11 protein-coding genes are annotated in these 15,062 nt (G+C 64.8%); 3 read left to right on the top strand and 8 right to left on the bottom strand.

All coding sequences use genetic code 11. The features are described 5' to 3' along the window. Nucleotides 1-172 precede the first annotated feature (172 nt). Nucleotides 173-1,333: an acyl-CoA dehydrogenase family protein gene (locus ACYVRU_RS06815; RefSeq protein WP_022739817.1), complete on the bottom strand. Its 1,161-nt coding sequence runs from the start codon at nucleotides 1,331-1,333 to the stop codon at nucleotides 173-175. Nucleotides 1,334-1,603: 270 nt separating this feature from the next. Between ACYVRU_RS06815 and ACYVRU_RS06820 the strand changes: the two genes are divergently transcribed. Continuing rightward, nucleotides 1,604-2,914 carry a CaiB/BaiF CoA transferase family protein gene (locus tag ACYVRU_RS06820; RefSeq protein WP_278982260.1) on the top strand — a complete coding sequence of 437 codons (1,311 nt, stop codon included), beginning with the start codon at nucleotides 1,604-1,606 and terminating at the stop codon, nucleotides 2,912-2,914. A gap of 105 nt (nucleotides 2,915-3,019) precedes the next feature. Here the strand turns inward: ACYVRU_RS06820 and ACYVRU_RS06825 are convergent, their stop codons facing one another. The 3 genes from ACYVRU_RS06825 to ACYVRU_RS06835 form a co-directional block, all read right to left on the bottom strand. After that, a complete protein-coding gene (locus ACYVRU_RS06825; RefSeq protein ID WP_114539134.1) occupies nucleotides 3,020-3,868 on the bottom strand; it encodes an FAD-binding protein in 849 nt (282 codons plus the stop codon). Between the two features lie 254 nt (nucleotides 3,869-4,122). Next, a complete protein-coding gene (locus ACYVRU_RS06830) occupies nucleotides 4,123-4,755 on the bottom strand; it encodes a flavodoxin family protein (protein ID WP_114539135.1) in 633 nt (210 codons plus the stop codon). Between the two features lie 243 nt (nucleotides 4,756-4,998). After that, the gene (locus ACYVRU_RS06835; RefSeq protein WP_022739804.1) at nucleotides 4,999-5,877 is read right to left on the bottom strand and encodes an enoyl-CoA hydratase/isomerase family protein; all 879 of its coding nucleotides are present in this window, start codon (nucleotides 5,875-5,877) and stop codon (nucleotides 4,999-5,001) included. Between the two features lie 382 nt (nucleotides 5,878-6,259). Between ACYVRU_RS06835 and fadK (ACYVRU_RS06840) the strand changes: the two genes are divergently transcribed. Continuing rightward, the gene (gene fadK / locus ACYVRU_RS06840) at nucleotides 6,260-7,885 is read left to right on the top strand and encodes a medium-chain fatty-acid--CoA ligase (protein WP_022739803.1); all 1,626 of its coding nucleotides are present in this window, start codon (nucleotides 6,260-6,262) and stop codon (nucleotides 7,883-7,885) included. A 165-nt stretch (nucleotides 7,886-8,050) separates the two neighbouring features. Next, nucleotides 8,051-9,685, top strand: coding sequence for a medium-chain fatty-acid--CoA ligase (gene fadK / locus ACYVRU_RS06845; RefSeq protein ID WP_461185902.1), 1,635 nt, complete (start codon nucleotides 8,051-8,053; stop codon nucleotides 9,683-9,685). Between the two features lie 207 nt (nucleotides 9,686-9,892). On the opposite strand, the gene ACYVRU_RS06850 is transcribed toward fadK (ACYVRU_RS06845), so the two are convergent. The 4 genes from ACYVRU_RS06850 to ACYVRU_RS06865 all read right to left on the bottom strand — a co-directional run bounded on the left by ACYVRU_RS06850 (nucleotide 9,893) and on the right by ACYVRU_RS06865 (nucleotide 15,054). After that, a complete protein-coding gene (locus ACYVRU_RS06850) occupies nucleotides 9,893-11,035 on the bottom strand; it encodes an acyl-CoA dehydrogenase family protein (RefSeq protein ID WP_173113126.1) in 1,143 nt (380 codons plus the stop codon). 79 nt (nucleotides 11,036-11,114) lie between these two features. Next, the gene (locus tag ACYVRU_RS06855) at nucleotides 11,115-11,927 is read right to left on the bottom strand and encodes an MBL fold metallo-hydrolase (RefSeq protein ID WP_114539140.1); all 813 of its coding nucleotides are present in this window, start codon (nucleotides 11,925-11,927) and stop codon (nucleotides 11,115-11,117) included. Next, nucleotides 11,924-12,952, bottom strand: a complete 1,029-nt coding sequence (locus tag ACYVRU_RS06860) for an NUDIX hydrolase (protein WP_461185903.1) — start codon at nucleotides 12,950-12,952, stop codon at nucleotides 11,924-11,926. The genes ACYVRU_RS06855 and ACYVRU_RS06860 overlap by 4 nt, the downstream gene beginning before the upstream one ends. Beyond that, complete coding sequence (locus ACYVRU_RS06865; RefSeq protein WP_461185904.1) at nucleotides 12,949-15,054, bottom strand: heterodisulfide reductase-related iron-sulfur binding cluster; 2,106 nt, start codon at nucleotides 15,052-15,054, stop codon at nucleotides 12,949-12,951. The genes ACYVRU_RS06860 and ACYVRU_RS06865 overlap by 4 nt, the downstream gene beginning before the upstream one ends. Nucleotides 15,055-15,062 lie beyond the last annotated feature (8 nt).

A 15,062-nucleotide genomic window follows, 5' to 3' on the forward strand; every position in this document is an offset into this window, starting at 1 on the left:
GCGTTTTGACGCAAGGGCGGAGCCTTCGACGCGCACCCGCATAGCGGGTGGTTTTTTGCCCGCCGCGCTTCGCGCGCCGTGCAGGCTCACGAGCCTGAATAGAAGAAACTGGGAGAATATTTCCCCCAGTTTCTTGTGATCGTTCACTTAATAAGAATGCTCACAGCCGCTTCTAGAAAGACCTATAGTGCTCCATTATCAAGGGCGCGGCGATGTACACCATCACCTGGTCCGTTCCCTCGGCGATCTGATTGCCGCGGCAGTCCTCCCAGATGCGGCTCACGCGCGAGCCCTCGGTGTAGCCGAGGCCCCCCAGAATCTGCATGGCGTCCGAGGCCACCTGCACCGAGGCCTCGGGCACGTAGCGCTTCATGAGGGCCACGTCGAGCCGCTCGGTCTCGTCGGCGGCGTCGATGGACCACGCCGCCCGGTACACCATGGAGCGCATGTTGCGCAGGCGCACTTCCATATCGGTGAGAAGGGTCTCTATCTGCTGGAAGCGCCCCACCTGCACGCCGAAGGCCTTGCGCGAGCGCGCGTGGGCCACCGCGTCGTCCATGGCCGCCTGGGCCATGCCCAAACTGGAGGCGCACAAAAGCACACGTCCGTATTCCAGCAGATGAAACAGCTGCTGGAACCCTCCCTCACTCGCATCGAGGCGCCACTCCGGCGACAGCTCCACATCGTCGAAGGAGATGAGCGCGAAGGGCAGCATGGACTGACCGATCTTGCTGATGGGCACGGCGTTGATGCCGGGCACGCTGCGGGGCACGAGCCAGAAGGACAGCGACGGGTAGCGACCCGTATCCCCCGCGTCCTTGTCGATGGCGGCCACCAATATATAGGGGGCGTACTCGCCGTTGTTCACATAGGACTTGCGCCCGTTCAGAAGCAGTCGGCCGTCCACGGTCTGGCACGAGGTCTTCATGGCCATGGTGTCGGATCCGCCGTCGGGCTCGGAGATGGCCAGGGCGAACATGAGGCGGCCGTCGGCGCGATAGTCCTCGGCGATGGAGGCGGCCTCGGCGGCCCCGGCGAACCCGCTCATGATCTGCAGGTTGAACAAGTCGTTCTGGAACGGCAGCGTCGTGCCGGCGCAGCGGGAGAGCTCCTCCACGATGAGCACCTGCGAGAGCAGGCTGTGGGCCAGATCGGGCGCGATGTCCGGCTCGGCGGTCTCGTAGTACAGATCGACGAACTCCTTCATCACCGTATCGGGCAGGCCCTGGTCGCGGCACCACTTGGCCACGCGCTCCGGCGTGAAGGTGTCGGCCCCGAACGTGCGAAAGGCGCTGACGAGCTTCTTCTGCCCGTCGGTCAGCGTGAAGTCCATCTTATGGCTCCCTTCTCTTTACTATAGTGTGCATTCTACACGATGACCCTAGCACACCACTCCTTTGATTTGTTGAAACAGAATATCTTTGTTGTCCTGTTTGCATAGGGATAACTTTCCCATCTAGTGGTATTTTCTACTCAATTTCGAGTCTGTTTTACACACATATTTCATTTTGTCCGTAGATAGGGGTTCTTTCCCCTGCGATGATAGGGATGCAAACAAACGAACCGCCCGACCAACCACTTGCATGAAAGGAGAGATGCTCCGATGACAGTCACCGAGAAGCTCAACGGTTACGGCCCGCTCGCCGGCATCAAGGTCGTCGAGATGTGCACCTACGTGGCCGCCCCGGCCACCGTCCGCGTCCTGTCCGAGATGGGCGCCGAGGTCATCAAGATCGAGTCCTTCGCCGGCGATACCCAGCGCACCCAGGGCCCCGGCTTCGGCTGCGAGCTGACCGATACGGAAGATCCCACCATCGATTTGAACAACACCAACAAGAACTGGGTGTCGCTCAACCTGAAGGATCCCGAGGGCCTGGCCATCGCGAAGAAGATGATCGGCGAGGCCGACATCTTCATGAACAACATGCGCACCGCCGCCCTGAAGAAGCTCGGACTCGACTACGAGACCCTGCACGAGGAGTTCCCGGGGCTGATCTGGGGCCAGATGCGCGGCTACGGCGAGTTCGGCGAGTTCGCCCATGCCCCCGGCTACGATGCCGTGTGCTGGGCCGCCCGCGGCGGCGTGGCCGGTACCTTCCCCGAGAAGGACACCTCCCCCGCCATCCCCCCGCAGGCCTTCGGTGACTACAACACCGCCATCATGATGGCCGCCGGCTTGCTCGGCGCGCTCGTGAACAAGCTGCGCACCGGCCAAGGCGACAAGGTGGTCGTGAACCTGTACCACTCCGCCATCTGGGGCGGCTCCATCGGCCTTTGCGCCCAGCAGTTCGGCGCCGACTACCCGAAGTCCCGCACCGACGTGCCCAACCCCTTCAACAACACCTACAAGACCGCCGACGATAAGTGGCTCTACATCTGCCAGCCGCAGCACAACCGCTATTACAACGACATGATGAAAATCATCGGCCGCGACGACTTGGTGGACGATCCGCGCTACGCGACCATCGAGAACGTGAAGGCGAACCACCTGCAGCCGGAGCTCATCACCATCCTGGACGAGGGCTTCTCGAAGAAGGATCTGGAGGAGTGGCTGAAGATCCTGGCCGAGTGGGACGTGCCGAGTCAGAAGGTCTTCCGCTTCACCGACATCCTGAAGGACGACGAGGCCTACGCCAACGACGCCATCCGCAAGGTGAAGTACAACGCCTTCGGCGAGCATGCGCTGCCCACCACGCCCATCCGCTTCGGCGGCTACGGCGACCCGCCGATCATCCTCTCCAAGCCCATCGGCTACCACACCGCCGAGTACCTGGAGCACTACGGCTACACGCCCGAGCAGATCGCCGAGCTGGAGGAGAAGGGCGCCGTGAAGTGCTACCACGGCGAGGAGGTGCCGGATGTGATCTTCAAGTCCGAGCGCCAGGAGAAGGGCGAGGCCCCCTGCAACTGGTAGGCCCTCCCCCGCCAAACACGCTTCCTATCTCGAGAAGGAGCCCCTCATCGCGAGGGGCTCCTTCTTTCTATTCCCGCTCGGGGGAAGGAGGCTGTTATAGCGCGACTAGGCCAGGGCGTACTTTGCGGCGTTGGTGCCGGCGTTGCGGCCGAAGGTCATGCAGTCGGCGATGGCGTTGCCGCCCAGGCGGTTCTCGCCGTGGATGCCGCCAGTGCACTCGCCTGCGGCGTACAAGCCGGGAATCGGCTCGCCGTCGGCGTTGCAGGCCTCGGATTCCACATTCACGCGGATGCCGCCCATGGTGTGGTGCACGGTGGGCACCTTGCGGCAGGCGTACCAGGGGCCCTCGGTCATGGCCGCATCGGCGGTGTTGTCGGCCACGAAGCCGAACTCGTCGGTGCCGCCTTCCACCACGGCGTTGTAGGCGTCGATGGAAGCCTGCAGGTTCGCGGCGTCCACGCCCATCTCGCCGGCCAGGGCCTCCACGGTATCGCCAGCGACGATGTGGCCCAGAGCCAGCATGTTGTTGATGGTGGCGCCGTTGGCGTCCGGCTCGTCGGGATCGGGGTAGCGCAGGGTGTTCACGACGATCCAGTAGGTGCCGTCGGGCTGGGCGAAGATGTTCTTGCACAGCACGTCGCGCTCGGCGCCTGCGCCCAGGGCAAGCGCCATGCCCTCGCCCTGGGCGCAGGGCTTGATATTGGTGCAGCCGATGGCGTCGTCGGTGAACGTGACCGTCATGGCGTAGGGGGCGTTGCGGCCCGTCACCTCTGCCGTGTAGGTGCCCGCCTTCCAGGGAGCGGAGCTCGCGAGCCGCTCGGCGCGGGTGCGGGGGGCGCAGCCGGCCAGGCCGAAGCTGGCGAGTCCTCCCCAAATGCCGAGCACGGCCGCCCCTTTGCAGAAGGTTCGACGAGAGATGCCATTGAGCGGAACAAAGTCAGACGCGCGCGTCATGATAAGCCTCCTTCTAACGCACTACCGAAAAGGAACCGGGAGTCGCTTGAAGAACCATCCTTCCGAGTTGCTGGATCGTCCAAGTGGCTCGAACGATTACCGGACAAGTAGACTTTAGCGCGCCGTGCGGGAGCAACAGCAAGTCAACAAGGTGCTGCAATCTCTATGCGCGAGCGATGTAAGAAGTTTGAAACCCTGTCGTCATTCCGTCAATTTGACCACCGTTTTGTCAGCTCTCGCCGAGTGAAGGAATGCTATGCCAGCCGCACGGCCAGGCACGCGGCCTCGCGCCCCAGCTGCCGGGCCAGGGCGAACCCGATCTCGTCGGCCTTCACCGAGCGCCAGCGGGGCTGCCCGGTCTCGTCGAGCCCCGCGAAGCCCGTGGCCACCACGCCGCCGGACAAGGGCGCGCCCGCGGTGCGCGGGTGCACGGAGAGCATTCCCTGAGTGGCGAACCAGCTGTCCAGAGCAGCGAGCGTTCCCTCTCCCCCGCAGTTGTTGAGCCCGGCCGTGGACATGGCGCCGCCCACCTTGCCGGTCAGCACGTTCTCCACCATATGGAAGGGGCGCGTGCGGTCCATGAAGTTCTTCATCCGGGCGCTCACCGTGCCGAAGTAGTCCGGCGAGGCGAGCAGAACCACGTCGGCGTCCCGTAGCTTCTCGTAGAGATCGTTCATGTCGTCTTCGAGCGTGCAGCTCGTCTGGGCGAGGCAGCGGTTGCAGCCGACGCAGAACCCGATATCGAGCTTCGAGAGCTCCACCAGCTCGCAGCTTACCGGCACCTCCAGCGCCGATGCCTGCTCGGCCGCCCCGTCGAGGGCCGCCTGCAGAAGCGCCGCCGTCCCCTTCCCGGCCCGATGGCTCCCATTGATTCCCAGCACTTTCATAGCGTCCTCCTCGTCTCAACAACGTTCGATTCGAGAGGAGACGCGGGGTGCCTTGACCGAGCGAGTTCCGCAGCGACTGAAACAGGACTAAATGTCCTGTTTCACCAAGCGAGGACTGTCTGAGCGAATCAAGGCACCGCGCGGCTCCCCCGCGGCGATTTTCTACCTAGAAAGAGAAAAGGGAGCCCCGGCCTTGTGGGCTGCGGGGCTCCAGATAGCAGGTTCGGTTTTGCCGATCCTCTCTTACATGTTGTGGAAGGCGTACTTCTCCGGGTTCTCCTTCACGTCGGCACGATTCTTCGGGTTCATCTTCAGCGTGCCCATGATGCCGTCGTTGGTGTTGGAGGCCAGCACCTGGTTGCGGTTCTCCATCTTGATGCAGTTCTCGAAGCTGGTGCCGTCCAGCGAGCACTGCAGGGCCTCCTTGGTGAGGCGCAGACCGAACGGGGCGGTCTCGCGGCACATCTCCTCGGCCATGGCCACGGCGGTCTCAAGCACGTCGTCGTCGGCCACCACGCGGTTGGCGAAGCCCCACTCGTAGAGCTTCTGAGCATCGAAGCGGGCCGGGTTCATGAGGATCTCGCAGGCGCGGGCGTAGCCGACGATCTTCGGGAGGAAGAAGGAGCCGCCCATGTCGGTGCCGGTGTAGCCGATGGACAGGTAGCCGGCGTTCATCTTGTAGGATTCGCCGAGCACGCGCATGTCGCAGGCGCAGGAGATGGACAGGCCGCCGCCCACGGCGAAGCCCTTCAGGGCGCCGATGATGGGCTGCTCGCAGCGGCGCATGTTGATAATCTGGTCGGAGCACATGCGCTGCATGATGTAGAAGTCGCGCTGGATGCGGCCCATGTCCTCGGGCGGATCGAGGGCGAGGTCGTTCAGGTTGAAGCCGGCGCAGAAGGAGCGGCCCTCGCCGGTCAGCACGATGACGCGGCAGTCCTTGTCCATGCGCACCTTGATGAGGAAGTCGTTGAACTCGGCCATCTGGGCGTAGGACATGGCGTTCAGGTTGTCCGCATCATTGAAGGAGCAGATGTAGACCGGACCGCGCTGCTCGATCTTCAGCTTCTCGTAGTCGTAGGTGAACTCGGGCAGATGGTAGGCCTCCTGGTAGACACTCATGGATGAACCCCTTTCGCGCTTGTTTACTCAAGTTTTACTTTTTAGCCCATTGGAATTTTGTTCCGCCTGACTTGCTTCTGATTTTTAAGGATGACACAGCGGTTTTCCACGGACAATTTTGAAATATTGTTTCTTTTACTACCCAATTAATTGATTTTGTGGGTCTATAGATTTCCACGCATCGCTTGGCCCTATTGACTCATTAATTATTCCAATTATCTTTTCTCAATTTTGGCTTCCTGTCCGATAAATACCTTTGTATGCTAAAAGCACGAATTTCTTCTGGGTATCAGCGGAGGCGCTCGAGCACCGGGGAGCCGCGCACGAGCGGCCGGGCGCTTCCGTGGCAAAAGGGTTTTAGGTTCTTTAGAAAGGAAGGCCTATGATCACCGATCTCAAGATCAACGAGGAGAAGAAGAAAGAGTACTACGAAAAGGGGTATTGGACGCACGACACCATCCGCGACGTCTGGGAGCGCCAGGCGCGGGCGAACGCCGACAAGGAATACGTCGCCGACGACCAGGGCTGCCGCATGACCTACGGGGAAGTGGACGACGCGGCAAGCCGTCTGGCCGCGTGGCTCGTGTCCCAGGGCATAAAGCCCGGCGACGTGGTCACCCTGCAGTTCCCGAACTGGGCCGAGTTCACCATCGCCTACGTGGCCTGCTTCAAGGCCGGCGCCGTCATCCAGTCGCTCGCCCGCAACTTCAACGGGGCCGACCTCACCTACGCCATGAACCTCGTGGAGAGCCGCGCCTACATCGGGCCCACCTCCTTCCACGGCGTCGATTACGAGCAGCAGATCCTCGACATCGCCGGCGACATCCCCACCCTGAAGGTCATCGCGCTGGTGGACAAGAAGGCCCCCAAGCAGACCGACCTGCCCACCGTGGCCGAGATCGTTGCCACTACCGAGCCCCTCGCCGAGAAGGTGCCCGTCGAATCCGACCAGGTGGCGTGCCTGCTCTCCACCTCCGGCACCACGGGCAAGCCCAAGGAGGTCATGCTCACCCACAACAATATCCTGTTCTCCGAGCGCGTCTTCGTGGAGGGTCTCGAGCGCACCGCCGATGACGTCATGTGGATGCCGGCGCCCTTGAACCACGCCGTGGGCTTCTTCCACGGTCTCGTGGCGCCGATGCTTCTGGGCGGCCGATCCGTGCTCATGCAGGACTTCGCCGTGAAGGACGCCATCGACCTCATCAACGCCGAGGGCGCCACCTGGTCCATGTGCTCCACGCCGTTCATCTACGACATCGTGAAGTACCTGGACGCCCATCCGGACGAGTCGCTGCCCACCTACGTGCTGCACTCCTGCGGCGGCGCGCCGGTGCCCGGGGCGCTCATCGACCGCGCCCACAACCACGACATCCTGCTCTGCGAGATCTTCGGCTCCACGGAGAGCTGCCCGCACGTGTTCGTGCCCCCGAGCAAATGCGTGGAATGGAACGGCGACTGGTCCGGCATCCCCTTCCCCGGCATCGAGGTGCGCTACATCGATGAGCAGGGAAACGATGTGGCCCCGGGCGTCCAGGGCGAGCACATCTCCCGTGGCCCGCACCAGTTCGTCGGCTACCTGAACGAGCCGGAGCGCACCGACCGCGCGCTCACCGACGACGGCTGGTGGTTCTCGGGCGACCTGGGCTACATGGACGAGGACGGCCGCATTCGCATCAACGGCCGGCGCAAGGAGATCATCATCCGCGGCGGCGAGAACCTGTCGGCCCGCGAGATCGACGACAACCTGGTGGGCTGCCCCGGCGTGGGCGAGTCGGCCACCATCGGCATGCCCGACGACCGCCTGGGCGAGCGCATCTGCACCTTCGTGGCGCCTTTGGGAGATACAGTGCCGACCCTGGAGTCGGTCACGGCCTACCTGGAAGGCGAGGGCGTGCCCAAGCGCCTGTGGCCCGAGCGCATCGAGATCATCGACGAGATCCCGAAGACCCTCATGGGCAAGGTGCGCCGCAACGTGCTCACCGACGAGCTCGCGGCTCGCATGGCCTAAAGCAGCCGGCACGTCAAGCTGGCACGATATCAATAGGGCATTCCTATGAATGCCCTCTTTCTTACTATGACCATTTCGACACGGTCGTTTGTATGATAGTAACTACAAGGTTCGTGGCCGCCTGGGGAGCGATAGCGGCCGGTCAGAAAAGCAGAAGGGGCTGACATGATCGACGACCTGAAGATCAACGAGGCGCTTAAGAAGCGTTGGTACGACAAGGGGTATTGGACGCACGACACCATCGCCGACATCTGGGAGCGAACGAGTGCCGCTCACCCCGACCGCGAATACGTCTGCGACGACACGGGAAGCCGCCTCACCTACGGGGAGGTTGACGACAAAGCCGGGCGTGTGGCCGCATGGCTTGTCGCCGAGGGCGTAAAAGCCGGCGACGTTGTCACCCTGCAGTTCCCCACCTGGGCCGAGTTTACCATCGCCTATGTGGCCGTGCTGAAAGTCGGCGGCGTGGTGCACCCGGTGCCGCGCAACTACAACGACGTGGATCTGGAATACGCCATGAACCTCGTCGGCTCCCGAGCCTACCTCTCCCCCACCTTCTCCCACAACACCGACTACGAGGCGCAGATCCTCTCTGTTCGCGACGCCATACCGAGCCTGGCCGCCATCGCCGTGCTGGACAAGCAGGCGCCGAGCCACTCGGAGCTGCCCACCTTCGACGACATCTACGAGCGCTTCGAGCCCTTGCGCGAGCCCGTTCCGGTGTCCGCCGATTCCGTGGCCTGCATCCTGCCCACCTCGGGCACCACGGGCAAGCCGAAGCAGTCCATGCTCACCCACAACAACATCCTGTTCTCCGAGCGCGTCTTCACGAGAGAGTTGGGGCGCACCCAGGGCGACGTCATGTTCATGCCCTCGCCCTTGAACCACGCCACCGGCTTCTTCCACGGGCTCATCTCGCCGCTTCTGCTCGGCGGGCGGGCGGTGCTGCAGCAGGACTTCCGACCGCGCGAGGCCATCGAGCTCATGAACGCCGAGGGCGTCACCTGGTCCATGTCGGCCACGCCGTTCATCTACGACATGCTGAACGCGCTGGACGCCGAGGACGGCCTGGCCTTCGACACCCTGCGGCTGTTCTGCTGCGGCGGGGCGCCCCTGCCCCCGGCCCTCATCGAGCGCGCGGCCCGCTACGGGGTGCTGCTCTGCGAGATCTACGGCTCCACGGAAAGCTGCCCGCACGTGTTCGTGCCCCCGGAGAAGTGCGCCGAGTGGAACGGCGCCTGGTCGGGCGTCCCCTTCGCGGGCATCGAGGTCAAGGTCATCGACGAGGCAGGCAACGAGGTGCCCCGGGGCGCCCAGGGCGAGGAGATCTCCCGCGGGCCCCACATGTTCGTCGGCTACCTGAACGAGCGCGACCGCACCGACCGCGCGCTTTCCGATGAGGGCTGGTTTTACAGCGGCGACCTGTGCTACATGGACGAGGAAGGGCGCATCCGCATCAACGGACGCAAGAAGGAGGTCATCATCCGCGGCGGCGAGAACATCTCGGCCCGGGAGATCGACGACGACCTCATCGGCGCGCCGGGGTTGGCCAACTCGGCCACCATCGGCATGCCGGATACGCGCCTCGGCGAGCGCATCTGCACCTTCGTCGTGCCGAGCGACCCCGCCGCGCCTCCTACCCAAGACGGGCTCATCGCCTACCTGAGGGAGCGCCACGTGGCCAAGCGCCTGTGGCCCGAGCGCATCGAGATCATCGACGAGATCCCCGTCACCGCCACCGGCAAGGTGAAGTGCTTCATCCTCGCGCAAATCTTGAAGGAGCGCATGGAGGCGGAGTAAGCCTTTCTTTTTGTTCGAGTAGGCTGCCGATGGGAGGTGTGCCTCCACGCGCAGTTCCGCAGCGAACGAAAGTGCCCAGTGGGCACTTTCGCCGAGCGAGGACTGTTTGAGCATGGAGGTATACCTCCCAGCGGCAGCCGGACGAGCAGCAAAAAGCCCGAGCGCCGCTGATCGCGCTCGGGCTTTTTGATAGAGACTTCTTTTAACTTATTGGTACTCCCGGTCGAGTTCCTTGGCGATGGTCATGCGCTGGATCTGATTCGATCCCTCGAAGATCTGGAAGATCTTGGCGTCGCGCATGAGCTTCTCCACCGGGTACTCCTCGGAATAGCCGTAGCCGCCGAGCACCTGCACGGCGTTGCTCACCACCTCCTGCATGGCGTCGGTGACGAAGGTCTTCACGATGGCGCCGTCCTTGCGCACCATCTCGCCGGCGTCCATCTGGCGCATGCAGTTGTTCACGAGAACGCGCGCCGCCTCGGTCTTGATGGCCATATCGGCGAGCATCTGCTGCACCATCTCGAAGTCGATGAGGCGCCGCCCGAACTGCTTACGCTGCTTCGCGTAGGCCACGGCCTCGTCGAGCGCTCGCTGCATGATGCCCACGGCCAGCGTGGAGATAAAGGCCCGGGAGAGGTTCAGGGCGTTCAGAGCGATGGACATGCCCTGGCCCACTTCCCCGATGACAGCGCTTTGGGGCACGCGCACGTTCTCGAGAACGACCTCGGTGGTGTCCGACAGGCGGAAGCCCATCTTGTGCTCCTTGGCGCCGGCAGCAAGACCCGGGGTGTCGCCGTCGATGAGGAAGCCCGTGATGCCGTGGGCGCCGGCCTCCGGGTCGGTCTTGGCGAACACCACGTAGATGTCGGAGATGGAGCCGTTGGTGATGAAGGTCTTGGTGCCGTTCAGAACGTACTCGTCGCCGTCGAGCACCGCCGTGGTGCGCATGGCCGCCACGTCCGACCCGGCGTTGGCCTCGGTGAGGCAGAAGGCGGCGAACCCGTTGTTCTCGGTCTTCTCCACGAAATGGCGCGCCTGCTCCTCGGTGCCGTTCAGAAGGATGTTGCGGAAGGCGACGAAGTTCGTGACGAAGGTGTCGGCATAGGCGGCATCCACCCAGGCCAGCTCCTCGAACATCATGGCGCAGGTCTCGTAGCTTAAGCCCATGCCGCCGAACTGCTCGGGTATCTCCACCATGTGCAGTCCCAAATCGAAGCCCCACTGGTACAGCTCGCGGGGGCACTCCCCTGCCTTGTCGGCCGCGGCCACGTGCGGCATGACCTCGTTGCGGGCGACGTCGCGCACAAGCTGCACGAGCTCGCGCTGCTCCTCGGTGTAGGTGATGGCCATAGGTTTCCTCTCTCTTTCAGCCCCGCGGGGCACTTGCATGCGGCTCTATCGCGTGCCGGGCGGAACGAGGCCGCCGGCGCTAGCGGTTCTCCTGCAGGATGCCCTCGTCGAAGGCATAGCGCAGCTGGGCGTTCACCGAGCGAACGGCACCGTCGTGCAGCTCGGGCCGCACGTCGTTGTACACGGCCTCCACCAGGGCCTCGGCATCGGCGGGGATGCCGCTGCGAACCGCGGACACCACCTGCTGCAGCCGTTGGAGGCGATGACGGCGCGCCTGCTCGATGCGCTCGGAGGGGTTCTCGATCACCGGCCCGTGGCCCGTCAGCAGGCGCTCCACGCCGCGCTCGGCCACCAGGCGCCCAAGCACGTCCAAGCTCGCCAGATAGTCGCCCATGCGCCCGTCGGGCCAGCAGACCATCGTGGGGCTCTGGGCGAACACCACATCCCCCGTCACCACGAGCGCGCCCTCTTCCACATAGAAGCCCACCGAGTCGCTGGAATGCCCCGGCAAGGGCACTACCTCGATGGACAGGGACACTCCGGGAAGCTCCAGAGGGCCACAGCCCAGCGTGCCCGCCGCCATACCCAGCACCGGCGCACCGAAAACCCGACTGGCCTCCTCGGCGCACTCGGCGTGGTCGAAGTGGTCGTGGGTCACCGCCACGGCGGCCACGGTGAGGCCGCGCCGAGCGCAGGCCTCGGCGATGCGCCCGATGCAGGCGGCGTCGTCGGGACCCGGATCCACCACCAGGCAGGCTCCGTCGTCCGGAGCGGCGAGAATCCAGCTGTTGGTGCCGTGGTAGGTGAGCGGCGTGGCGTTGGGGTGTCGCACGCATTGGGCGAAAGCCCCCACCATGGCCTCGTTGTCCGGAGGTGCGAAGCGCGCGCTCATGTCTCGCTCACCTCGCAGCCGAGCACCACCTCGCCGCACGGTCGCGCCACCGGATGCGGCCGCACGTGCCCGTCGAAGGGAGTGTTCCACGCCTCGTCCACCGAGGTCGCTGCCACGATGGAGGTGAGATTGGAGATAGTCGGGGGCACGAGCTTGAGCAGCCCTGCATCGAAACGCATGAGCGCCTCGCCCGGGGCGATCCAGGCCGCCTCCACGGCCTCGCTCGTGCGGCCATCGGCGTGCTGCCCCTCGGGCAGCCGCGCCAGGAAGAAATAGGTATCGTAACGCCGTGCCTCGCTTTCGGGAGTGACCCAATGGCTGCGCAGGCGCATCAGATCACTACGCAGCACGAGCCCCCGCTCGCGAAGGAATTCCCCGAAGGAGACGCGCCGCGTGGCCACGGCTTCACGTTCGGCAGCCCAATGGTCTTCGCGCTCGTCGACGGGCGCGCCTCCGTCGGGAGCAGAGGCCAGAAGCACGCCGCTCTCCTCGAAGACCTCCCGGGCCGCCGCCGTAATGACGCCTTTTGCCACGGACACGGGACAGCTCATGAGACAGGCCCACTGCTCCGGAGAAGGCCCGGCCCAGGGCACGGCACATTCCACATCCCGCACGTCCATGCCGCCGCCGGGAAACACCACGGCGTCCGGCGTGAAGGCCATGGTGGAGGCGCGGCGCAGCATGAAGACATCCACCGGAGCCGCATCCACGGTCTCCTCGATGGGCGCTCCCCCCGCCAGCGGGCTCTCGAAACGACGATAATGGGGCTTGCCCTCGCTCACCAGCATAACCGTGGCGGCCATGCGCGGGGCCACCGGCTCGCCGGGCGCTCCTGCGAGGAAAGCCCGGGCGCGTTCCACCACACCAGGCTGATCGTCCACCGAGTACTCCACGTAGGCGCCGGGGGAAAGCGGCTCGCGGATGCTCTGGACACGCCGTCCCTCCGCCGCGCCCGCAGCCGTCGCGCCCACCGCCTTCGCCGCCACCTCGGCCGCATGCCTCGTCTTGTCCGCGCTCTCGCTCATTTTTCCGCTCCTGCCAACAGCTCGGCGATGTCCCTCACGGGCACATCGGAATCTGCCGATACCATACCATCGGCGAGCATGGTCAGACAGAACGGGCACGAAGTCGCCAAAAGATCGGGGTCGGTATCAAGCGCCTGGGAGATGCGCGCCTCGTTGATGCGCGTCCCCGCGCTCTCCTCGAGCCACATGCGGCCGCCACCGGCCCCGCAGCAGAAGCTCGCACGGCGGTTGCGCTCCATCTCCACCACGCTGCCGCCGGCGGTGCGGACCACCTCGCGGGGCGCCTCGTAGATATCCTGATAGCGGCCCAGATAGCACGAGTCGTGGAAGCACACGCGCCCGAGCGCCTCTCTCGCGCGGGGCAGGCGTCCCTCGCGCACGAGCCGTGCCAGAAGCTCGCTGTGGTGGATCACCTCGAAATGCCCGCCCAGCTGCGGGTAGTCCCGGGCCAGGGCCTGGTAGCAATGGGGGCACTGCACGATGATCTTCTTGACCCCGTAGGCCTGAAGCGTGGCGATGTTCTCGCTGGCCAGCATGAAGTAGACGAACTCGTTGCCCATTCTCCGCGCCGCGTCCCCGCAGCACTTCTCCTCGTTGCCCAAGATGGCGAAGCTCACACCCGCCTCCGCGAGCAGCGACACCAAGGCCGCGGACACCTTGCGATTGCGTGCGTCGAAGGCCCCGGAGCAGCCGGGCCAGTAGAGGTACTCGGCATCGGGGGCCTCGGCGATGGTGGGCACATCCAGCCCCTCGGCCCACTTGGCGCGGGTCTGCCAGCCCAGCCCCCACGGGTTGCCGTTGTTCTCCATGTTGCGGAAGGTGGCCTGGGCCTCCGGCGGGAACGCGCTTTCCATGGACACCTGGTAGGTGCGCATCTTCACCACCTTCGGCACGTGCTCCACGAAGGCCGGGCACGCCTCCATGCAGGCGCCGCAGGTGGTGCAGGCCCACAGGGTCTCGGGCGCGATGACCGCGCCCACGAGCGGGCGATCGACGATGGCGCGCTCGGCGTCGGCGAGATCGGCGTTCTCAAGGAGCGCCTCGGACGCCGGCAGCTCGGGAACCGCCTTCGCCCCCTTCCCGCCCTCGTCGGCGGCCGCGCCGTTCTTCTCCAGGGCCGCCTCCTTCTGCAAGCGGTAGATTATGGGCCCCCGCTGCTCTAGCTCGGCGCCCAAATCCTGGATGAAAGACTTGGGGCTTAGGGGCTTACCCGTGGCAAAGGCCGGGCAGAGGTCCTGGCAGCGGTTGCAGCGCACGCAGGCCTGGGTGTCGAACAGATCCTTCCACGTGAGCTCCTCCAAGCGGCCGCAACCGAAGGAGAGCAGGCCCTCGTCCTCCATGTCGATGAAGGGCAGCTCGCCTTTGGGTTTCAGATCGCGCCAGTAGACGCCGGCCGGCACGAGCAGCACGTGAACGAGCTTGGAATAGGTCCAGTAGGCGATGAGCGCGAAGGCGAGCGCCATGTGGAACCACCACAGCACGCGGTGGGCAAGCTCGATCTGACCCTGGTTCCAGCTGGCGAAGAGCCCTGCGAAGAGGCTCCCCACCGGCGACCAGGCGCTCCAGGGATCGCCCGTGCCGGCGATGCGCAGGCCCTCCAGCACGAATCCCGTGACGCCGATGGACAGCAGCAGGCCCAAAACGACGATGTCGCCGGGCTTGGTGTCAAGCGCGCGGTTCGCGATGCGACGCACGATGCAAGCCACCATGGCGATGCAAAAGGCGGCGCCGGCGATGTCGACGGTGAGCGAGAGGAAGTACAGGTAGAAGTCGCCTTGGACGAGAGGGAGCCCCAAATCGGCCTGGGCGGCCACGGTGGCGGTGGCGATAAGCAGGATGATCATGGCGACGTACATGGCCACGTGCACGAGCCCGGGCCCGCGCCGCTCGGCCACCTTCACCTGCAGAAGGGCGTCGCGCACCGCGCCGCGCAGACGCTCGCCGCGCCTATCGGAGCGATTCTCGGGCTCGCCGATCTTCCACAGGCGCCAGCGCCGCACGAAGAAGACGACGGCTACGGCCAGCGCCACGATGAAGCAGGGGTAGATCAGCCAGTGGCCCGTGATGTTCCACAGAACCTCGCGTGCCGGCACCTCGCCCATGACGCACC

It is taken from the genome of Adlercreutzia sp. CNCM I-6216 (assembly GCF_977113345.1).